The sequence below is a fragment of the Actinotalea subterranea genome, from assembly GCF_008364845.1.
Taxonomy (GTDB): domain Bacteria; phylum Actinomycetota; class Actinomycetes; order Actinomycetales; family Cellulomonadaceae; genus Actinotalea; species Actinotalea subterranea.
In genome coordinates this window covers 87,196-108,937 of the sequence record NZ_VTTP01000007.1, presented here as the reverse complement: position 1 = coordinate 108,937, position 21,742 = coordinate 87,196, and the positions used below count along the sequence as shown (strand labels likewise).

The window sequence follows — 21,742 nt, the reverse complement described above, 5'->3', positions numbered from 1 at the left end:
CGCGCGGGGCGTGCCGGTGACGTCCGGCTCCACGTGGGACCTCCTCGTCGAGGCGCTCGGGCCCGTCGCGCTCGGGGCGGTCGCCGGGACCATCCCGCTCGCGCTCGTCTCGTTCGCCGTCGGCCTCGTGATCGCCCTCGGCGTCGCTCTGATGCGGCTGTCGCGTAGGGGCTGGCTGTCCGGCCTCGCGCGCGCGTACGTGTCCGTGGTCCGGGGCACGCCGCTGCTGGTGCAGCTCTTCGTGATCTTCTACGGGCTGCCCTCGGTCGGCATCCTCGTCGACCCGTGGCCGAGCGCGGTGATCGCCTTCTCCATCAACGTCGGCGGCTACGCCGCGGAGGTGATCCGCGCGGCGATCCTCTCCGTGCCGAAGGGCCAGTGGGAGGCCGCGTACATGATCGGCATGTCGCGCCGGCTCGCCCTGCGCCGCGTCATCCTGCCGCAGGCGGCCCGGGTCTCCGTCCCACCCCTGTCGAACACCTTCATCAGCCTCGTCAAGGACACGTCGCTGGCCTCGCTCATCCTCGTCACCGAGCTGTTCCGGCGGGCTCAGGAGGTCGCAGCGTTCAGCCAGGAGTTCATGGCCGTCTACCTCGAGGCTGCGGTCGTCTACTGGATCATCTGCCTCGGGCTGTCAGCGGTGCAGAGCCGCCTCGAGAAGCGATTGGACCGTCATGTCGCCCACTGACCCGCTCGAGCCACCGCGCCCGGCCGACGGCGTGGGTGCCGTCGGGCAGGGCGTCCCGCTGCTGACCGTGCGCGGCCTGCGCAAGACCTTCGGGGCGAACGAGGTGCTGCGCTCGGTCGACCTCACCGTCGGGCGCGGGCAGGTGCTCGCGCTCATCGGACAGTCCGGGTCCGGCAAGACCACGGTGCTCCGCTGCCTCAACGGCCTCGAGGTCGGCGACGCCGGCACCATCGGCATCGTCGGGACCGAGCACGCCGTCAGCATCGACCTCGCCGCCGCGCCCTCGCGCGCGGGTCTCGCGTCGCTGCGCGACCGGTCCGCGATGGTCTTCCAGCACTACAACCTCTTTCCGCACATGACCGTCCTCGAGAACGTGCTCGAGGGACCCGTGGTCGTCCAGCGCCGCCCGGTCGCCGAGGCGACGGCAGAGGCGCTCGCGATGCTCGAGCGCGTCGGCCTCGCGGACAAGCGCGACGCGTACCCGTTCGAGCTCTCCGGCGGCCAGCAGCAGCGCGTCGGCATCGTGCGAGCGCTCGCCCTGCGGCCGGACCTGCTCCTCTTCGACGAGCCGACGTCAGCGCTCGACCCCGAGCTCGTCGGGGACGTCCTCGCGCTCATCAAGGAGCTGGCCGACGAGGGCTGGACCATGGTCGTCGTCACCCACGAGCTCCACTTCGCCCGCGAGGTCGCGGACGAGGTGGCGTTCGTCGACGGCGGCGTGATCGTTGAGCACGGGCCGCCCGAGCAGGTGCTGCGTGCGCCGCGGGAGGAACGCACCCGCCAGTTCCTGCACCGGCTGCTCCGCCCCTTCTGATCACGGACACGTTGAGCCGTTAGGCTGAATCGTTCGCCCGTTCGGGTGATCATGAGGCGGGGCGCCACGGATGGCACACGGGTCCTATCTGCGCTTTTGTCCGTTTTCGTGACGAATGTCACGATCCTGAACGGGCGAGCGCATGGACCCGGCACGAATCGGCACGAAACGATCACTCAAGGCCGCGCCCCTGTCGGCCGACACTAGAACCAGAGGTCATGCGCACGACCGGCTGCACCAGCGGACGTGGCAGGGGCGGCTCCGGCCGCGCGGACCCCCTTGATAAGGAGATCGACCATGGACAAGTGGCGCATCGCGAAGAACAGCACGATCGTCCGCATCACGGCCAGCGCCGGCACGCTGGTTGCCGTGGCTGCGCTGGTCGGCGCCGGGCATAAGTGGTTCTGAGCACAGACATGAGCGAGGGCGGAGCCGGGGGACGAACCCTGGCTCCGCCCTCGCTGCTCACCCCGTACGTGGCAGTCATCTGCTGCCTGGGCCTCGGTGCCCTGGCCCTCGTCCTGGCCGGGGCATCCTGGCCCGTCGCGACCACACCGGCCCTCCTGCCCATCGGGTTCCTCGCGGTCGCAGCCGTGCTCGGCGAGGCCCGGCCCCTGCCGATCTCACGCGGCGAGGTCACCTCCGAGACCATCTCCACCTCGGCGCCGTTCATCCTCGCCCTGCTCGCGATCGGCGGCGTGGGCGTCGCGGTCATCGCACAGGCCGTCGCGAGCCTCTCGGACGACCTCGTGAACCGCAGGCCGGCGAAGAAGTCGGCCTTCAACACCGCCCAGTACACGCTCAGCGTCGTCGCGGCCCGCGCCGTCTTCAGCGCCCTCGCCGGAGTGCCTTTCTTCGGCAGCCACACGGCCATCGGCTCAGCCCAGCTCGGACCCCTCATCGCGGCCGGGATCGTCATGGTCGCGGTCAACCGCCTCCTCGTCGCCGTGGTCGTCGCGCTCGCGAGCCGCCAGCGCGTCGGCACCATCCTGCGCGAGGACGGTCGGTTCATCCTCGCCACGCACGTCGTCCTGCTCTGCATCGGCGCGGTCGCCGCCGTCGTCGCCGAGGAGGGCATCGCGATCCTCGCGCTGCTCGGCCCGCCGGTGGTGGCGGTGTACCTGACCGCGGCGGCCGCGATCCGGCACGCGCACCAGGCCTCGCACGACTCGCTCACGGGGCTCGTCAACCGCGACCGCCTGCACAAGGACCTCGCCCAGGCGTTCGCCGGCGCCCGCTCCCCCGAGGACGGCCCGGGCCTCGTCCTGCTCGACCTCGACCACTTCAAGGACATCAACGACACGCTCGGGCACCCCGTGGGCGACCGGCTGCTCCGCCAGGTGGCCGACCGCCTCGTCGACGCCCTCGGCGAGACCGCGAGCGCCGCGCGGCTCGGCGGCGACGAGTTCGCCGTCGTCGTCAGCGGCGACACGACCGAGACCCACGCGGCGGCGCAGACGCTGCTCGCGGCGCTCGAGGCACCCATGCGCGTCGGTGAGGTCGAGCTCCTCGTCCGGGCGAGCGCGGGCGTCGCTGTCGCACCGCAGCACGGCGACGACGCCGAGACGCTCATGAAGAACGCGGACATCGCGCTCTACCAGGCCAAGCTCGAGCGGGACCGGACGGCGACGTACTCGGCGGAGTTCGACGTCAACACCGTCGAGCGCCTGCGCCTCCTCGCGGACCTGCGCACGGCGCTCGACACCGGCCAGCTCGGTGTCGCCTACCAGCCGCAGGTGGACCTCGCCGACGGGCGCGTCGTCGGCGTCGAGGCGCTGATCCGCTGGGAGCACCCGACGCGCGGCGACGTCCCTCCGGACGACTTCATCCCGCTCGCGGAGAACTCGGGCCTCATCGCGGCCGTGACCACGTACGTGCTCGACTCGGCGCTCGGGGTCCTCGCCCAGTGGCGCTCGGCGGGCCACGACGTGCGGATGGCGGTCAACCTCTCCGCGCGACACCTGTCCGACCTCGCGCTCCCCCGTCGCGTGACCGAGGCGCTCGACGCCCACGGCGTGCCGCCCGCGGCACTCGTGCTCGAGGTCACGGAGACGGGCATCCTCGCCGACCCGGCCCGCGTCGACGTCGTCATCGGCGCGCTGCGTGACCTCGGCGTCGCCATCGCCGTCGACGACTACGGAACCGGCCACGCCTCGCTCAGCTACCTCAAGCGCCTCGAGGTCGACGAGCTCAAGGTCGACCGCTCGTTCGTGAGCGACATGGGCCGCGACCACCACGACTTCATCATCGTCCGGTCGACGATCGCACTGGCCCGAGACCTGGGCCTGCGCGTCATCGCGGAGGGCATCCAGGACGAGGAGACCGCCGTCGCGCTGCGAGACCTCGGCTGCGACATCGGCCAGGGGTTCCACCTGGGTCGTCCGACCACGCCGGACCGGGTGCTCGAGCGCCTCGACGCGGAACGGCGCGTCGACGAGGTCGCGCGCGAGGTCCTGTCGCCCGAGGCCGTGGCCCGGCGGGCCGCGACCGGGTCCCGGTCCGTCGCCGGGCTCAGCACGACCCCGACGCCCCACACGCCCCAGGCGCTCGCCGCGGGCACGGGCGCGGACGACCGGGCTGTGCTCTGAGGTGCTCCTCGTCGCCGTGTGCGCGCTCGCGGTCCTGTCCCCGCTCGTCGCGGGCAGGTGGTCCGCCGCCCTGCTCGTGAACCGGTGGCGTCACGCGGGTCTCATCTGGGCGACCCTGGCGCTGCAGGTCGTCGCGACCGAGGTTCCGCTGCCCGGGGCTCTCGCGCCCGTCCTGCACGTCGGGACGTACGTCGTCGCCCTCGCGTTCCTGTGGTTCAACCGGCACGTCGCCGGGGCTCTCGTCGTGGCCGCGGGCGCCGCGTCGAACGGCATCACGATCGCGCTCAACGGGGGCGTGCTGCCGGCAGCCCCCGGCGCGGTGGCGGCTGCCGGGCTCGACCACGGCGACGGCTTCGCGAACTCGGCCGTCGTCGCGGACCCGCTGCTGCCGTGGCTCGGGGACGTGTTCGCGTGGCCGGCCCCGCTGCCCCTCGCCAACACGTTCAGCGTCGGCGACGTCCTCATCGCCCTCGGGGTCGTGGTCGCGGCCTGGACCGGCACCCGTCGACTCGGTGAGGGACCTCCGCCGCCGGCGGAGCAGGCGGCGCGCGCCACTGGTGACGCGGACACGTCCGGAAGCGCCACGCCTGGGGCCCCGACCGCGACGGCCTGACGTCCGACCCGCCCCTGGACAAGCGTATGGTTGACACGTCAACCACCCCTGGAAGGCGGCCCCTTGCCCGACTACGGCCACGACCTGCGCTTCGGCTCGTTCCTCACGCCCCAGAACCGGGACCCCGACGCCGTCGTCGCGCTCGCCCAGCTCAGCGAGCGCATCGGCCTCGACCTCGTGACCTTCCAGGACCACCCCTACCAGCCCGGCTTCCTCGACACGTGGACGCTCCTGAGCTGGGTCGCGGCCCGGACCGAGCGTGTGCACCTCGCAGGGAACGTCCTCAACCTCCCGCTGCGCCCACCGGCCGTGCTCGCACGGTCGGTCGCGAGCCTCGACCTGCTCGCCGGAGGTCGCATCGAGCTCGGGCTCGGCGCCGGGGCGTTCTGGGAGGCGATCGAGGCGATGGGCGGCCACCGGCTCACCCCCGGACAGGGCGTCACGGCGCTGAGCGAGGCCATCGACGTGATCCGAGGCATCTGGGACGCCGACGCACGCACACCGCTCAGGGTCGACGGGGAGCACCACCGTGTCGTCGGCGCCAAGCGGGGCCCGGCCCCCGCCCATGACGTGCCCCTCTGGCTCGGCGCCTACAAGCCGCGCATGCTCCGCCTCGTCGGGGCCAAGGCCGACGGGTGGCTGCCCAGCCTCGGGTACCTCCAGCCCGGAGACCTCGCACGCGGGAACGAGGTCATCGACGAGGCCGCCGCTGCTGCGGGGCGCGACCCCCAGGAGGTCCGTCGGCTCCTCAACATCAGCGGCGACCTGCGCGGCTCGGGCCCCGGCCTCCAGGGCGGACCTCGCGAGTGGGTCGAGGAGCTGCTCCCCTACGCGCTCGACGACGGCGTGAGCACCTTCATCCTCGGCTCGGACGACCCCCGAACCCTCGAGACCTTCGCCGCTGAGGTCGCACCCGCGCTGCGCGACGCCGTCGCAGCCGAACGCTCCGCGGCCGGGACGCCGGCAGCGGGCACCCGGTCGAACCGGGCTCTCGGGCTGCGCGTCGCCGGCATCGACTACGACGCGATCCCGCCGGCGCTGACAGCCCGTGCCGTCGAGCCCGGCGACCGGGAGTATGCCGCAGTCCGCTCGTCGTACGTCTGGCCCGGCTCCCCGGGACTCGTCCTACGGTGCGCGACCGCAGCCGAGGTCGCCGACGCCGTGCGGTTCGCCACGGCGCAGGACGTGCCCCTCGCGGTCCGCAGCGGTGGCCACGGCATCAGCGGTCGCTCGACCAACGAGGGCGGGGTCCTGATCGACGTGGGCGGCCTCGACCGCGTCGAGGTGCTCGACCGCGAACGGCGTCTCGTCCGGGTAGGTGCCGGCGCCCGCTGGGGTGACGTCGCGGCGACGCTGCGCCCCCACGGGCTCGCGATCAGCTCGGGCGACTACGGGGACGTGGGTGTCGGCGGCCTCGCCACAGCCGGCGGCCAGGGCTTCCTCGCACGCTCCTACGGGCTGACGATCGACCACGTGGTCGGCGCCGACGTCGTGCTCGCCGACGGTCGCACCGTCCGTGCCGACGCGCAGCACGAGCCCGAGCTGTTCTGGGCCCTGCGCGGCGCAGGCGGGAACATGGGTGTCGTCACGTCGTTCGACATCGAGGCCGCCGAGGTCACCGACGTCGTCTTCGCGGTCGTCGTCCAGGACGCCACGCGCACCGCCGACCTCCTGACCCGCTGGGGCGCCCTCGTCGAGGCGTCACCCCGGCGCCTCACGCCCTTCCTGACCCTCTACCGGAGCGGGGCGGCCGAGCCCGCGGTCGCGCAGACCCTGCTCGTCTGGGCCGGCGCTGACGACACCGACGAGGCGGTCGAGGCCATCCAGCCGTTCCTCGACATCGCGCCCGTGGTGCAGCAGCAGGCCCAGCTCGTCCCGTACTCGGCCGTCGTCCCGCCGCACCACAACCGCCACACCGGGCAGGCGCACCTGCGCTCGCGCTCGGCCCTCGTCGACCACCTCGACGCCGAGACCGCCGACCGCCTCGCGGGCCTCCTCGACGCCGGAGCGGTCGGCACCGTCCAGGTGCGGTCCGTAGGCGGCGCGGTCAACGACGTCGCCCCGGACGCGACCGCGTACGCGCACCGGACGCAGTCCTTCTCGCTGCTCGCCACCACGGGGCTGCCGGCCTCGGGCGGACGCACGACGGGCGGGGCCGACGTCGACGCGCAGTGGGACACCCTGGCCCGGAACGGCGTGTACCTGAGCTTCGAGTCCCACGACCAGGCGCGTGTGCTGCCGTGGGTGTTCCCCGGCGCGACCCTCGACCGGCTGCGCCGTGCGAAGGCTGCCTACGACCCCACGAACGTCTTCCGTCACAACGTTCCCGTGGAGCCGGCGACCGGAGGCTGAGGGCGGGTCAGCTGTCCCGGCACGCGTACCAGCGGGCCCCGTAGCGACGCGTGATGGCGCTGTCCGTCACGTGAGCCATCCCGGAGACGACGGCGCGCACCCCGCGGCCGGCCGCGAGGGCCTGCGCGTCGTCGTCGGCGCTGTACCGGACCACGACCCGGGCCTGCCCGCGGACCACCTCGACGTCGAAGGCCTCGACCGTCACGCGCTCGCGTGCGGCGGCAGCGGTGGTGGGCAGCACGGTCGCGGGATCGACGCCGGGGCCGAGCGTGCCGACGGCCAGGACGAGGCGGTAGGACGGCACGGCTACTCCCCGAGCGCCTCGACGAGTTCCGCGAAGACGTCGCGCAGCTGCGGGTAGATGCGTCGCTGCACGCCGAACAGGGCCGAGTACCGCTCGGCGAGCGCCGGGTCCGGCGTGACCTCGTGCCCCTCGGGTGCGCGCACAGGCGGCGATGCGAAGACGTCATCGGTGCGGGCGAGGTACGCACGTGCGAGCACGGCGGCGCCCGCCGCGCTCATCTCGCCGTCGGCGCACACCCGCACGGGTCGCTGGGTGATGTCGCTGAGGATCTGCACCCACAGGCCGCTGCGCGCGCCACCACCGGCGGCGCGGATCTCCAGCACCGGACGCCCCGTCGCAGCCTCGAGGCGCTCGAGGTGCAGGCGCAGCTCGTAGCCGACACCCTCCAGGATCGACCTGTACAGGTGCGCGCGCGTGTGGCGGCCGTGCCAGCCCACGGTCGCACCACGTGCCGTCGGGTCCCAGTAGGGAGTCTGCGCCGCGTTCCAGTACGGGACGGTGAGCAGGCCCTCGGCGCCGGGCGGCACGGCGGCGGCCGCCGCCTCGAGCTCGACGCCGCGCTCGCCTCCCGGCCCGACGTCCCCGAGCTCCCGGCGGCACCATGCGGCGACGTACGCGGCCGCGTTGAGGACCGTCTCCAGGGTGAACGTCCCGGGACGCGGCCCGGCGAGCGTGCGGAACGCCGGGTCCCAGACGTACTGGGGCACCTCGATGCCCAGGACCATCGACGTCCCCAGGTTGAGGTACGCGACGCCCGGCGTGGCCGTGCCGAGGGCGACGCCGGCGGCCTGACCGTCCCCGATGCCCGCGACGAGCGGGAGCCCGGGCGCGAGGCCGAGGTCGCGGGCGACCTCCGGCAGGAGCTCACCGATCAGCTCACCGGTGGGGACCAGCTGTGGGAGCTGGTCCGGGCGCACGTGCGCCACGCCGAGCAGCTCGGGGGCCCAGGTCCCCGAACGCAGGTCCATGAGCCCGAGCGAGTCCGCGGATCCGGTCCCCGTCGCCCAGCGTCCGGTGAGCCGGAGCGCGAGGTAGGCCTGCACGTCGCCGACGCGCTCGGCCGAGTCGAGCACCTCGGGCTCGTGCTCCGCGAGCCACGCGAGCTTGTAGAGCGCCGGGGTCGTGTCCGCAGGCTTGCCCGAGAGCTCGTGCACGCGCGCCGAGCCCAGCTCGCGGATCTCCTCGTGCGCACGGCCGTCGACCCACAGCACGGCGGGCCGCAGCGCGTGGCCGGCACCGTCGAGGCACGCGAACGTCTCACGCTGGTGCGTCACGCACATCGCGGCGACGTCAGCCGGGTGCGGCAGGCTCCCCACCGCCTCGGCCACCGCCCCACGGGTCGCCGTCCACCAGTCCGAGGGGTCCTGCTCGTGCCAGGCCGCGCGTGGACTGCTCGTCGCGAGCGGCCGCGACGCAGCTGCGACGACACGACCCGCCTCGTCCTCCACGACCGCCTTGGCGGCGGTCGTGGACACGTCCACGGCGAGGACGAGCCTGCGGCGCGCGGTCATGCGCCGGGGTGGACGACGACCTTGAGGCCGTCTCGCCGTTGCGCGACCTCGAAGGCGGCCCCCGCCTGCGCGAGCGGGAAGCGGTGCGTGACGAGGGAGGTCACGTCGACCATCCCGGCGGCCACGAGCCGCGTCGCACGCGGGTAGACCTCCTTCATGCGCCGCGACAGCTTGATCGTCAGCCCCTTGCGACGCGCGACCGACGCGGGGAACTCCGTCGTGTCCTCGTCCGGGATGCCCGCGAGGACCACGCGCCCACCGGGCCGGGCGCTCTGGACCGCGATGGCGACGGCCGAGTCGTTGCCGGCGACCTCGAACGCGACGTCGACGCCGCGCCCCTCGGTCGCCTCGCGGACCTGCGCACCGACGTCGCCCGCCCCCGGGTCGAGCACGAGGTCCGCCCCCAGGCGTGCGGCGGCCTCCCGACGGTGCGCGAGCGGCTCGACCGCCACGACACGGACCGCGCCCGCGCGTCGGGCCAGCTGGACGGCGCACAGGCCGATCGGGCCCGCCCCGACGACGGCCACGGTCCCGCCGAGGCGCGGGTGCCCCAGGTCGAGCGCGTGCAGGGCGACGCCGAGCGGCTCGAGCATCGCGGTGTCCGCCGCGCTGAAGGACTCCGGCACCGGGTGGAGCGCGTCGCTGCGCCACGCGACGAGCTCGCGCAGCCCGCCGTCGTTGGTCCCGTGACCGGCGAAGACGACCTGCGGGCACAGGTTGCGGTTGCCATCGAGGCAGTCCTCGCACGAGCCGCAGGGACGGGCGGGGTCGACCGCGACGGGCGTCCCCGCACGCGGCCCCTCGGCGATCACACCCGCGAACTCGTGACCGAGCACGAGCGGACGGTCCAGCTGGGCGTCGCCGATACCTCCCTGCCCGAACCAGTGCAGGTCCGAGCCGCACAGACCGACAGCCGTCACACGGACGAGCTCTTCGCCCGGTCCGGCGACCGGCGCCTCCTCGGTCCCGAGCCGCACGTCACCGGCCCCGTGCAGACGTGCCGCCGTCATCATCGCCATGAGCCAGTCCATCCGCGTCGCCGGTCGTATCCATTCGATCCTAGGGCGCGGCGACGAGGAGCACGGGACCGCCCGGGAACCTCGCGCGCACCACGCTCGTTCGCCCTACGCAGCCGCACACGCGAGACTGACGTAGGACGGGCACCCGCGACGGCCCCGTCCGTCGACCGCCGCCCGCGCGCGGCACCGAACCTGGAGGAAGCACCACGATGCAGGTGACCCCGCTTGTCTGGGGCGTGACGATCCTGGGCATCCTTGCCCTGCTCGCGTTCGACTACGTGTTCCACGTCCGCAAGGCCCACACGCCGACGCTGCGGGAGGCGGCCACGTGGTCGGCCCTCTACATCGGCATCGCCGTCGCCTTCGGGCTCGGTGTGCTCGTGTGGGGCGGCGGGCAGATGGGCTCGGAGTACTTCGCCGGCTACATCACCGAGAAGGCGTTGTCGGTCGACAACCTCTTCGTCTTCCTCATCATCATGTCGAGCTTCCGGGTGCCCCGCGAGGACCAGCAGAAGGTCCTGCTCTTCGGCATCACGTTCTCACTCATCGCACGCACAGGGTTCATCCTCCTCGGGGCGGCGCTGATCAACTCGTTCGCGTGGGTGTTCTACGCGTTCGGCCTGATCCTCCTCGTCACGGCAGGCAACCTGCTCAAGCCCGAGAGTGAGGACTCGCACGCGGCGGACAACCTGTTCATCCGGTTCGCGCGACGCGTGTTCCACACGACCGAGCACTACGACGGCGACAAGCTCTTCACGATGCACCAGGGGCGACGCGCCCTCACGCCGATGCTCCTGGTCATGGTCGCCATCGGCGGCACGGACATCCTCTTCGCGCTCGACTCGATCCCGGCGATCTTCGGCCTCACGCAGAACGTGTACATCGTCTTCACCGCGACCGCGTTCTCGCTCCTCGGCCTGCGACAGCTGTACTTCCTCATCGACGGCCTCCTGGACCGGCTCATCTACCTGTCGTACGGGCTCGCGGCGATCCTCGGCTTCATCGGCGTCAAGCTCATCCTCCACGCGCTGCATGAGAACAACCTGCCGTTCGTCAACGGCGGCGAGGCCGTCCCGGTCGTCGAGGTCAGCACGGCGCTGTCGCTCAGCGTGATCATCGGCGTCCTCGTCGTGACGGTCCTCGCGTCCCTGCTCAGCCCCGCCGGAAAGGCGCAGAACGCGCTCTCGAGCGCTCGGCGCCACGCGACCGAGTACCTCGACCTCGAGTACACGGCCGATCTCGCCGAGCGCGAGCGCATCTATGCCGAGCTGCTCGACGAGGAGCGCACCCTCCTCGCGCTGCGCGACCGCCACCCCAAGGCCGTGGCCGACCAGGACGAGCTCGCGGAGCTCATCCACCGCGCCAAGGAAGCGCACCGGGCCCACCCGGACACCGTCACCCCGTAGGCCCGGAGGTGCACCGGCCCCCGTCCGACGGGGGCCGGTGCGCCACGGCGCCGACGCCCCGCCCGGGCGCCCGCGTCACCCGGGTCCACCGCCGCGGAACCGCACGGTCTGGCCGGGGCGCACCTGTGCCAGCCGGTCGAGGTGCGCCTCGCGGACCACCGCCAGGACGGGGTAGCCCCCGGTCACGGGGTGGTCGGCGAGGAACACCAGGGGCTCCCCGGAGGGTGGCACCTGGACGGCCCCGGCCACCATGCCCTCGCTGGGCAGCTCCCCGTCGCGGGCCCGCACGAGCGGGCGGCCCTCGAGCCGCAGCCCCACGCGGTTCGAGCTGTGCCCGACGCGCCACTCCTGGCTGCAGAGCACCTCGAACGTGCCCGGCCGGAACCAGTCCTGCCGCGGCCCGGGGTCCACGTCGACGACCACCGGTCCGGCCTGGTCGTCCCGTGCCGGCTGCGCGGCGGGGACGGGCACCTCGACGGCCTCCCCACCGGCCGGCAGCACGGGCAGCTCGTCGCCCGGACGCAGCGGCGCGGGACCGAGCCCGGACAGCACGTCGGTCGACCGGCTCCCGAGCACGAGCGGGACATCGAGCCCGCCGCGCACCGCGACGTAGGACCGCAGCCCGGTGACGGGCTCCTCGAGGGTCAGCCGCTCGCCGTCGCGCAGCCGGAACGGCTCACCGCCCGGCTGCCGCCGCTCGCCGGCGCCCGACCGCACCACGAGCCCCACGGGGGCGCCCGTCACCGCGAGGACCTGGTCCCCGCGCGCGACGACGACCAGGCCACCCAGGGCCGTCTCGACGACCGCGGCGCCGCGAGGGTTGCCCACGAGCCGGTTCGCGCGGACGCACGCCCCACGGTCGACGGCGCCGGACGGCGACACGCCGAGGTCCAGCATGCCCGGCCGCCCGAGGTCCGTGACGACGCTGAGTGCGCCCGTCGCCTCGACGACCAGGGCGCGCCCCGGCGGCGGTCCGGACGGCTGGGCGTCAGCCCTCGGCACGTGCGCCGCAGGAGTCCTGGACGCGCCCGCGGAACGGGCGCGCACCGGGCGGAAGCGCACCGCGTCCCCCGGCCGGAGCAGAGCGGGTGGCTGCCGTGCGACGTCCCACATCGGGGCGTCGGTCCGCCCGATGAGCTGCCAGCCCCCCGGCGTCGCGCGGGGGTAGACGGCGGAGAAGGCGCCCGCGAGGCCCACGGCACCGGCGGGCACCACGGCCCGCGGCGTCGCGCGCCTGGGCACGTCGAACGGCGGGTCCTCACCCACGAGGTACGCGAAACCCGGCGCGAAGCCGATGAACGCGGCCGTCCACTGCTGCCCGGCGTGCCGCGCGACGAGCGCGTCAGGACTCATCCCCGTCAGCTCGGCGACGACGGTCAGGTCCTCGCCGTCGTAGACCGTGTCCAGCACGACGGTCGTGCCCCGAGCCGTCGCCCGGGCCACGACCGGGCGCGCGGCGAGATCCAGCGCGGCGCCCGCACGGTAGCGCGGGTGCTCGAGCACGACGAGCACCGTCGAGGCCGCCGCAAGGACCTCGCTCTGCCCGGGCAGGGGATCGACCTCGAGGGCCGCGTGGAGACCGACGACCTCGGCGACGCCGCCGCACTCGACGAGGAGGGCGCGGGCCCCGAGCGGCAGCACTCTGCGTGAGCCGCTCGAGCCGGCCGGGCCGCTCGAGCCGCTCGGGGGTGTCGGGCCGATCAGGCCCATACGAAGCTCGTCACGCCCACGCCCGCCTCGTCGAGCGCGGCGCGGACCGCCCGGGCGATCCCGACGGCGCCGGGGGTGTCGCCGTGCACGCACAGCGTCTGGGGCACGAGTCTCACGTCGCTGCCGTCGAGCGCGTCGACCGCGCCTTCGACGGCGAGCCGCACCGCGCGTTCGGCGACCCGCAGCGGGTCCGTGAGGACCGCCCCCGTCACGGTCCTCGGCACGAGGGTGCCCTCGGGCGTGTACGCGCGGTCGACGAACGCCTCGACGACGGTGCGCAGGCCGGCCCGCTGGGCGAGCCGCTCCACCACGCTGCCTGGCAGGACGAGCAACGGCAGCCCCGGATCGACGGACGCGACCGCCTCGACGACGGCGCCGGCCTGGACCTCGTGGTGCACGATCGCGTTGTACAGCGCACCGTGCGGCTTGACGTACCGCACGGCCGTCCCCGACACGGCGGCCATCGCCTGGAGCGCACCGATCTGGTAGACGACGTCGTCGACCAGCTCGGCCGCGGAGAGGTCCATGAACCGCCGACCGAACCCCGCCAGGTCGCGGTAGCCCACGTGCGCCCCGACGGCGACCCCGAGCCTCGCGGCGTCGGTGCAGGTCCGGCGAGCCGTGACCGGGTCCCCGGCGTGGAAACCGCACGCGACGTTGGCGCTCGAGACGACCGCCATGATCGCGGGGTCGTCGGCCATCGTCCAGGAGCCGAACGACTCCCCCACGTCGCTGTTCAGGTCGATCGTTGCCACCCGTGGTCCCTCCGCCCGCTCGGCACGCGCCGAGCACGGCGCCCGGCACCGTGCTCAGCACACCGTGCCAGGCGGCGGGCCCGCGGCGCCACCTGCGACCGAGGCGCCCTGCGCGGGCCCGGTGCCGACCGCTTGCCGCACGGTAGGGGCCGGACGTGGCAAGCGGGGCCCCGGACGATCCCGGGGCCCCGCCGATGCGTGCCGTCTGCCGCGCCCTCGGGGGCGCGGTACGTCAGTGGATGTCGACCTCGGTGCCGATCTTGTGGACCAGCAGCGAGTTCGTCGTGCCGGGGACGCCCACGGGCGCGCCGTAGACGATGACCACGAGGTCGCCGTCCTCCGCGAGGCCGTTGGCCCGCAGCGTCTGGTCCACCTGCATGACCATCGCGTCGGAGTGCGCCACGGTCGGGACCTCGTACGTCTGCACGCCCCACGTCAGGGCGAGCGTGTTGCGCACGTGCGCGTCGGGCGTGAACGCCAGCATCGGGATCGACGAGCGCAGACGCGAGACGCGCCGGGCCGAGTCACCGCTCTGCGTGAAGGTCACGAGGTACTTGACGCCGAGCGTCTCGCCGACCTCTGCCGCGGCGCGGGTGATCGAGCCACCGCGCGTCTGCGGGCTCCAGCCGAGGGGCGCCATGCGCTCCCGACCGTGCTCCTCGGTGTTCTCGATGATCCGCGCCATGGTGCGCACGGCCTCGATCGGGTACTCACCCACGCTGGTCTCGCCCGAGAGCATGACCGCGTCGGCGCCGTCGAGCACCGCGTTGGCGCAGTCGGAGGCCTCGGCGCGCGTCGGCCGCGGCGCGGAGATCATCGACTCGAGCACCTGGGTGGCGACGATCACCGGCTTCGCCGAGCGACGCGCCAGCTCGATCGCACGCTTCTGGACGATCGGGACCTGCTCGAGCGGCAGCTCGACGCCGAGGTCGCCGCGGGCGACCATGATGCCGTCGAACGCGTCGACGATCTCGACGAGGTTCTCGACCGCCTGCGGCTTCTCGACCTTGGCGATGACGGGGACCGTGCGGCCCTCCTCCGCCATGATCCGCGCGACGTCGTCGTAGTCGGCCGCGCTGCGCACGAACGACAGGGCGATGAGGTCGCAGCCCTGGGCGAGGCCCCACCGCAGGTCCTGCTCGTCCTTGTCGGACATGGCCGGGACGTTGACAGCGACGCCCGGGAGGTTGAGGCCCTTGTTGTTGGACACCGGACCGCCGACCTCGACGCGCGTGATGACGCGCGGGCCCTCGACTGCGGTGATCCGCACGGCGACACGACCGTCGTCGATGAGGATGCGGTCGCCGACCTTGGCGTCGCCCGGCAGGCCCTTGTACGTGGTGGAGACGAGCTCCTTGGTGCCGGGGACGTCCTCGGTCGTGATGGTGAAGACGTCGCCGTCGGCGAGCTCGTGCTTGCCCTCGACGAACCGGCCCAGGCGGATCTTCGGGCCCTGGAGGTCGACCAGCACGGCGACGGCGCGGCCGGAGGCCTTCGCGGCGTCGCGCACGCGCTTGATCACGGCGGCGTGCTCGGACGCCTCACCGTGGCTGCGGTTGATCCGCGCGACGTCCATGCCGGCGTCGACGAGCGCCTGGATCTGCTCGGGCGACTCGGTCGCGGGTCCGATGGTGCACACAATCTTGGCTCTACGCATGTCTCCAGCCTAAGTCCTCGGTCCTGGGACCTTTCGGTCCCTCCCACCCGCCACGCCCCGGTAGGGCACGGCGGTTTTCACCCCTCGTGGGGCACGCACGTGGCCGTGCGGTGGTTCGTCGTGCCCCTCAGGGTCGCATGGCCCGCGCGCCCGGGCCCACGGGGACGGGCAGCTCGGTGCTGCCACGCAGGTAGGCGTCGACGCCGGCGGCCGCGGCACGGCCCTCGGCGATGGCCCACACGATGAGCGACTGGCCGCGCCCGGCGTCGCCCGCCACGAACACGCCCGGGACGGACGTGGCGTAGTCGTCGCCGCGCGCGATCCAGCCGCGCCCGGTCACGTCGGCACCCGTCTGCTCGACGAGCGTGGCCGTCTCCGGGCCGGTGAAGCCCATCGCCACGAGCACGAGGTCCGCGGGGATCTCGTGCTCGGTGCCGGGCGTCGGGACGCGCCGGCCGTCGGGGAGGTACTCCGTCCTGGCGACCCGGAGGCTGCGCACCCGCCCGTGCTCGTCGCCCTGGAAGCCGACGGTCGACGCGAGGTAGGTGCGCTCACCGCCCTCCTCGTGCGAGGACGAGACCTCGAACAGCACGGGGTCCGTGGGCCACGGCTGGTTCTCGGGACGGTCGAGGGGCGGCTGCATGCCGATCGCGAGCGTCGTCACCGAGGCGGCGCCCTGGCGCAGCGCCGTGCCGAGGCAGTCGGAGCCGGTGTCGCCGCCGCCGATGATGACGACGTGCTTGCCGGTCGCGATGACCTGCCCGGGGACGTCGTCGCCCGCGACCACGGCGTTCGCCTGGTGCAGGTACTCCATGGCCGGGTGGATGCCCGCGAGGTCCGCGCCCGGCACGGGGAGCGTCCGCGGCACCGTCGCACCGGTCGCGATGAGGACGGCGTCGTAGCGCGCGCTCAGCTCACGCCAGCTGATGTCCACCCCGATCTCGACGCCGGGACGGAAGCGGGTGCCCTCGGCCTCCATCTGGGCGACCCGGCGGTCGATGAGGTCCTTCTCGAGCTTGAAGTCCGGCACGCCGTACCGCAGGAGCCCACCGATGCGGTCGTCGCGCTCGAACACCGCGACGGTGTGCCCGGCCCGGGTGAGCTGCTGCGCCGCCGCGAGGCCCGCCGGTCCGGAGCCGACGACCGCGACGGTGCTGCCCGTGAGGAAGTGCGGCACCTGGGGCGTGACGTACCCGCGCGCGAAGGCCTCCTCCGCGATCGAGACCTCGATGTTCTTGATCGTCACGGGCGGCTGGCTGATGCCGAGCACGCACGACGTCTCGCACGGGGCCGGGCAGATGCGCCCGGTGAACTCCGGGAAGTTGTTCGTCTGGTGCAGGCGATGGCTCGCCTCCGCCCACTGGTCCTTCCAGACGAGGTCGTTCCAGTCCGGGATGAGGTTGCCGAGCGGGCAGCCCTGGTGGCAGAAGGGGATGCCGCAGTCCATGCACCGGCCCGCCTGCGCGTGGAGCATCACCGCGTGCTCGGCGTCCTCCTCGGTCGCGCGGTGCTCCGTGACCTCGCGCCAGTCCATGAGACGCACGGGCACCGGGCGGCTCGGCGGGAGCGCACGGTCCCGCACCTTGAGGAACCCCCGGGGGTCAGCCACGAGACACCTCCAGGATGTGGTCCCACACGCCCGGAGCCGACGGGTCGAGCCCCTGCTCGTGCGCCGAGGCGAGCGTCGCGAGCATGCGCTCGTACTCGGTCGGCACGACGCGCGTGAAGCGGGCCAGGGCCGCGGGGAGGTCCGCAAGGAGCGCCGCGGCGCGCGGCGAGCCCGTCTCCTCGTGGTGGCTGCGCAGGAGCTGCTCGACGAGCGCCGCGTCCGCGTCGGTGAGCGGGGTCAGGGCGAGGTCGCCCTGGGCGAGCGCCGGCTTGTTGACGACCTCGCGGCGCAGGTCGAGGACGAACGCCTGACCGCCGGACATGCCGGCGCCGAAGTTGCGGCCCGTGCGCCCGAGGACCAGCACGGTCCCGCCCGTCATGTACTCGCACGCGTGGTCGCCGACGCCCTCGACGACGAGGGTGGCCCCGGAGTTGCGGACGGCGAACCGCTCGCCCACGACCCCGCGCAGGAACACCTCGCCCGACGTCGCGCCGTAGCCGATGACGTTGCCCGCGATGACGTCGCGGTCCCCCGCGAGCACCGCGGCCTGGTCCGGGCGCACGACGACGCGCCCGCCCGACAGGCCCTTGGCGACGTAGTCGTTCGCGTCACCGAGCAGGCGGATGGTGATGCCCTTCGGCAGGAACGCGCCCAGGGACTGGCCCGCCGACCCCGTGAGGGTCACGTCGATGGTGCCGTCCGCGAGCCCCGCGCCGCCGTGCCGCTTCGTCACCTCGTGGCCGAGCATCGTGCCGACCGTGCGGTTGACGTTGCGGACGGGCAGCGCGATGCGCACCGGTGTCCCGTCCTGGAGCGCAGGAGCGGCGAGCGCGATCAGTTGGTTGTCGAGCGCCTTGTGCAGACCGTGGTCCTGCGCGGTCGTGTGACGCAACGATGAGCCCGGGGCGGGCTCGGGGCGGGCGAGCACGGGCGCGAGGTCGAGCCCGGCCGCCTTCCAGTGGTCGATCGCGGCCCGCGTGTCGAGGGCCTCGACGTGCCCGACGGCCTCGGCGATCGACCGGAACCCGAGCGCCGCGAGGTACTCGCGCACCTCGGTGGCGATGTACTCGAAGAACGTCTCGACGAACTCCGGCTTGCCCGTGAAGCGCGCCCGGAGCTCGGGGTTCTGCGTGGCGACACCGACCGGGCACGTGTCCAGGTGGCAGACGCGCATCATGACGCAGCCGCTCACGACCAGGGGCGCGGTCGCGAAGCCGAACTCCTCGGCGCCCAGGAGCGCACCGACGACGACGTCGCGGCCGGTCTTGAGCTGGCCGTCGACCTGGACCACGACGCGGTCCCGCAGGTTGTTCAGCACGAGGGTCTGCTGGGCCTCCGCGAGGCCGATCTCCCACGGGGTGCCCGCGTGCTTGAGGGACGTGAGCGGGCTCGCGCCCGTCCCGCCGTCGTGCCCGGAGATGAGCACGACGTCGGCGTGCGCCTTCGACACGCCCGCCGCGACCGTGCCCACACCGAACTCGCTCACGAGCTTGACGTGGACCCGGGCCGCCGGGTTCGCGTTCTTCAGGTCGTGGATGAGCTGGGCGAGGTCCTCGATCGAGTAGATGTCGTGGTGCGGCGGCGGCGAGATGAGGCCGACGCCCGGGGTCGAGTGCCGCGTCGCGGCGATCCACGGGTAGACCTTGTTGCCTGGCAGCTGCCCACCCTCGCCCGGCTTGGCCCCCTGCGCCATCTTGATCTGCAGGTCGTCGGCGTTCGTGAGGTAGTCGGCGGTGACGCCGAACCGGCCCGACGCGATCTGCTTGATCGCGCTGCGCCGAGCAGGGTCGTGCAGCCGCTCGGGGTCCTCGCCGCCCTCGCCGGTGTTCGACCGGCCACCGAGGCGGTTCATCGCGATCGCGAGCGTCTCGTGCGCCTCGGCCGAGATGGAGCCGTAGGACATCGCGCCGGTGTTGAAGCGCTTGACGATCTCGCTGACCGGCTCGACCTCGTCGAGGGGCACGGGCGGACGCGTGCCCTGAGCGAACGTCATGAGGCCACGCAGGGTGAGCAGGCGCGAGGCCTGGTCGTCGACGCGTCGCGTGTACTGACGGAACACGTCGAGCTGTCGCGTGCGCGTCGAGTGCTGGAGCCGGAAGACGGTCTCGGGGTCGAAGAGGTGCTCCTCGCCGTCCCGGCGCCACTGGTACTCGCCGCCCACGTTGAGCCTGCGGTGCGCCTGCGGGTTCCCGCTCGCGGGGTAGGCGTCCGCATGGCGTGCCGCGACCTCGGCCGCGACGACGTCGAGCCCGATGCCGCCGAGCCGGCTCGTCGTCCCGGCGAAGTACCGGTCCACGACCTCCTGGGACAGGCCCAACGCCTCGAACGTCTGCGCGCCCCGGTAGGACATGAGCGTGGAGATGCCCATCTTGCTCATGACCTTGAGCACGCCCTTGCCGAGCGCCTTGATGAGGTTGGCGACGGCCTGCTCGGGCGTGACGGCGCCGAGCGAGCCCTCGCGCGCCATGCCCTCGACCGTCTCCATGGCGAGGTACGGGTTGACGGCAGCCGCGCCGTAGCCGATCAGGAGCGCCACGTGGTGGACCTCGCGCACGTCGCCGGCCTCGACGACCAGGCTCACCCGCGTCCGGGTGTGCCGACGCAGCAGGTGGTGGTGCACGGCGCTCGAGAGCAGGAGCGACGGGATCGGCGCGCTGTCCGCGTCGGAGTCGCGGTCCGACAGGACGATGAAGCTGACACCGTCGTCGATCGCCTGGTCGACCTGCGTGAAGATCTCCTCGAGGCGCGCCTCGAGGGCCGCCTTGCCGCCGTCGACCTTGTAGAGACCCCGCACCATGACCGACCGGAAGACGCCGGCGAGCGCCGGGTCACGGTCGATCCGCACGATCTTCGCGAGCTGGTCGTTGTCGAGCACGGGGAACGGCAGGACGAGCTTGCGCGCGTGCTCCGGGAGGTCGGCCAGGAGGTTCGGCTCGGGGCCGATCGCGCCGCCGATCGATGTGACGAGCTCCTCGCGGATCGCGTCGAGCGGCGGGTTCGTGACCTGGGCGAACATCTGCGTGAAGTAGTCGAACAGGAGGCGCGGACGCGCGGAGAGGACCGCGATCGGCGTGTCGGAGCCCATCGCACCGAGCGGCTCGCCACCCGTCGAGGCCATCGGCGCCAGGAGGATCTTGAGCTCCTCCTCGGTGTACCCGAAGGCGCGCTGACGACGGCGCACGGACGCGGGGCTGTGCTGCACGTGCTCGCGCTCGGGGAGCTGGTCGAGGAACACCGAGTGGTCGGCGACCCACTGCGCGTACGGCCGCTGCGCGGCGAGCTGGGCTTTGATCTCGTCGTCCGCGATGACGCGGCCCGCACCCGTGTCGACGAGCAGCATGCGGCCCGGCTCGAGCCGGCCCTTGCGCACCACGGTCGCCGGGTCGAGGTCGAGCACGCCCGTCTCGCTCGCGAGGACCACGAGGCCGTCGTCGGTGATCCAGTACCGCCCGGGCCGCAGGCCGTTACGGTCGAGCACGGCGCCGATGAGGGTGCCGTCCGTGAACGTCAGCGCGGCGGGCCCGTCCCACGGCTCCATGAGGTTCGCGTGGTACTCGTAGAAGGCCCGACGGTCCGGGTCCATCTCCGTGTGGTTCTCCCAGGCCTCGGGCACCATCATCAGCACCGCGTGGGGCAGGCTGCGGCCCGCGAGGTGCAGCAGCTCGAGCACCTCGTCGAACGTCCCGGAGTCGCTGCCACCCGGGGTGCACACCGGGAGCAGGGGCTGGAGGTCACCGATCAGGTCGCTGCCGAGCGTGCTCTGCCGGGCGGCGATCCAGTTCCTGTTGCCACGGACCGTGTTGATCTCGCCGTTGTGCGCCAGCAGGCGGAACGGCTGGGCGAGCGGCCAGGACGGGAACGTGTTGGTCGAGAACCGCGAGTGGACCAGGGCCAGCTCCGACGCGTAGCGCGGGTCCGAGAGGTCCGGGAAGAACGGCTCGAGCTGAGCCGTGGTGAGCATGCCCTTGTACGTGAGGGTGCGGGCGGACAGCGACGCGAAGTACACGCCGAGCTCGTTCTCGGCACGCTTGCGCACGCGGAACGTCCGACGGTCGAGGTCGATCCCGCCGAGCTCCCGGCTCGGGTCGGCGACGACGAGCTGACGGAAGAACGGCATGCTCGCGCGCGCCGTCGGCCCGACGAGGCCCGCGGTCACCGGGACGTCGCGCCATGCGAGGAGCTCGAGGCCCTCGTCGACGACGAGCTTCTCGACACCCTCGACGGCCGCGAGCTGGGCGTCGGCGTCCGTGGGCAGGAAGGCCATCCCGATCGCGTAGTGACCGGGGCGCGGGAGCTCGGCGTCGACCACGTCCCGCAGGAACGCGTCGGGGATCTGGGTCAGGATGCCGGCGCCGTCGCCGCTGTCCGTCTCCGCACCCACGGCGCCGCGGTGGTCGAGGTTGAGCAGCGCCGTCAGGCCCGCGTCGACGATGTCGCGCCCGGGGGTGCCACGCAGCGTCGCGACGAACGCTACGCCGCAGGCGTCGTGCTCGGCCGAGGGGTCGTAGAGACCCGACGCCGAGGGCGCTTCGCTGGGGTGGAGCGGCCGGCTCATGTGCACCGTCCTCGCTGGACCCGGACGGTGCCGGGTTCGTGGTCGGGAGAAGTACAGGGACGCCGTCGGCCCGAAATCGTGGCGACGATACCGGGGGCGCCCGGGCGGACCTTCATCGTGCCGCGTGACATATGTCACGCGAAGGCCGCCGTGCGACCGGT

General features: G+C 73.3%; 14 protein-coding genes. 6 read left to right on the top strand and 8 right to left on the bottom strand.

From position 1 onward, the window contains the following. The first annotated feature begins 16 nt into the window (after positions 1-16). The 5 genes from FZ988_RS12940 (at position 17) to FZ988_RS12920 (ending at position 7,055) form a co-directional block, all read left to right on the top strand. Positions 17-688 (top strand): amino acid ABC transporter permease, encoded by a 672-nt coding sequence (locus FZ988_RS12940; RefSeq protein WP_149204442.1) that lies wholly within the window; start codon positions 17-19, stop codon positions 686-688. Next, a complete protein-coding gene (locus tag FZ988_RS12935; RefSeq protein ID WP_149204441.1) occupies positions 675-1,502 on the top strand; it encodes an amino acid ABC transporter ATP-binding protein in 828 nt (275 codons plus the stop codon). The genes FZ988_RS12940 and FZ988_RS12935 overlap by 14 nt, the downstream gene beginning before the upstream one ends. Before the next feature lie 416 nt (positions 1,503-1,918). Beyond that, the gene (locus tag FZ988_RS18565) at positions 1,919-4,090 is read left to right on the top strand and encodes a putative bifunctional diguanylate cyclase/phosphodiesterase (RefSeq protein WP_188079095.1); all 2,172 of its coding nucleotides are present in this window, start codon (positions 1,919-1,921) and stop codon (positions 4,088-4,090) included. A gap of 1 nt (position 4,091) precedes the next feature. Then, positions 4,092-4,703, top strand: a complete 612-nt coding sequence (locus tag FZ988_RS12925; RefSeq protein ID WP_149204440.1) for a DUF5317 family protein — start codon at positions 4,092-4,094, stop codon at positions 4,701-4,703. 63 nt (positions 4,704-4,766) lie between these two features. Then, a complete protein-coding gene (locus tag FZ988_RS12920) occupies positions 4,767-7,055 on the top strand; it encodes an LLM class flavin-dependent oxidoreductase (RefSeq protein WP_149204439.1) in 2,289 nt (762 codons plus the stop codon). A gap of 7 nt (positions 7,056-7,062) precedes the next feature. On the opposite strand, the gene FZ988_RS12915 is transcribed toward FZ988_RS12920, so the two are convergent. From FZ988_RS12915 to FZ988_RS12905, 3 genes are read right to left on the bottom strand one after another with little or no spacing between them, the layout of a single operon-like run. Beyond that, positions 7,063-7,359, bottom strand: a complete 297-nt coding sequence (locus tag FZ988_RS12915) for a hypothetical protein (protein ID WP_149204438.1) — start codon at positions 7,357-7,359, stop codon at positions 7,063-7,065. A 2-nt stretch (positions 7,360-7,361) separates the two neighbouring features. Further along, positions 7,362-8,870, bottom strand: coding sequence for a xylulokinase (locus FZ988_RS12910; protein WP_149204437.1), 1,509 nt, complete (start codon positions 8,868-8,870; stop codon positions 7,362-7,364). Next, positions 8,867-9,889 (bottom strand): zinc-dependent alcohol dehydrogenase, encoded by a 1,023-nt coding sequence (locus FZ988_RS12905; RefSeq protein ID WP_246169483.1) that lies wholly within the window; start codon positions 9,887-9,889, stop codon positions 8,867-8,869. The genes FZ988_RS12910 and FZ988_RS12905 overlap by 4 nt, the downstream gene beginning before the upstream one ends. Positions 9,890-10,098: 209 nt before the next feature. Here FZ988_RS12905 and FZ988_RS12900 point away from each other — a divergent pair, with 209 nt between their 5' ends. Further along, positions 10,099-11,295 (top strand): TerC family protein, encoded by a 1,197-nt coding sequence (locus FZ988_RS12900; protein WP_149204436.1) that lies wholly within the window; start codon positions 10,099-10,101, stop codon positions 11,293-11,295. A gap of 75 nt (positions 11,296-11,370) precedes the next feature. On the opposite strand, the gene FZ988_RS12895 is transcribed toward FZ988_RS12900, so the two are convergent. From FZ988_RS12895 to gltB, 5 genes are all read right to left on the bottom strand, one after another. Continuing rightward, positions 11,371-13,005: a 5-oxoprolinase subunit B/C family protein gene (locus FZ988_RS12895; RefSeq protein ID WP_149204435.1), complete on the bottom strand. Its 1,635-nt coding sequence runs from the start codon at positions 13,003-13,005 to the stop codon at positions 11,371-11,373. Then, a complete protein-coding gene (locus FZ988_RS12890; RefSeq protein WP_149204434.1) occupies positions 12,996-13,760 on the bottom strand; it encodes a LamB/YcsF family protein in 765 nt (254 codons plus the stop codon). Before FZ988_RS12890 ends, FZ988_RS12895 begins: the two co-directional genes overlap by 10 nt. Before the next feature lie 232 nt (positions 13,761-13,992). After that, the gene (gene pyk / locus FZ988_RS12885; RefSeq protein ID WP_149204433.1) at positions 13,993-15,417 is read right to left on the bottom strand and encodes a pyruvate kinase; all 1,425 of its coding nucleotides are present in this window, start codon (positions 15,415-15,417) and stop codon (positions 13,993-13,995) included. A 127-nt stretch (positions 15,418-15,544) separates the two neighbouring features. After that, a complete protein-coding gene (locus FZ988_RS12880) occupies positions 15,545-17,026 on the bottom strand; it encodes a glutamate synthase subunit beta (protein WP_149204432.1) in 1,482 nt (493 codons plus the stop codon). Further along, positions 17,019-21,581: a glutamate synthase large subunit gene (gene gltB / locus FZ988_RS12875; RefSeq protein ID WP_149204431.1), complete on the bottom strand. Its 4,563-nt coding sequence runs from the start codon at positions 21,579-21,581 to the stop codon at positions 17,019-17,021. The genes FZ988_RS12880 and gltB overlap by 8 nt, the downstream gene beginning before the upstream one ends. Positions 21,582-21,742: the final 161 nt, after the last annotated feature.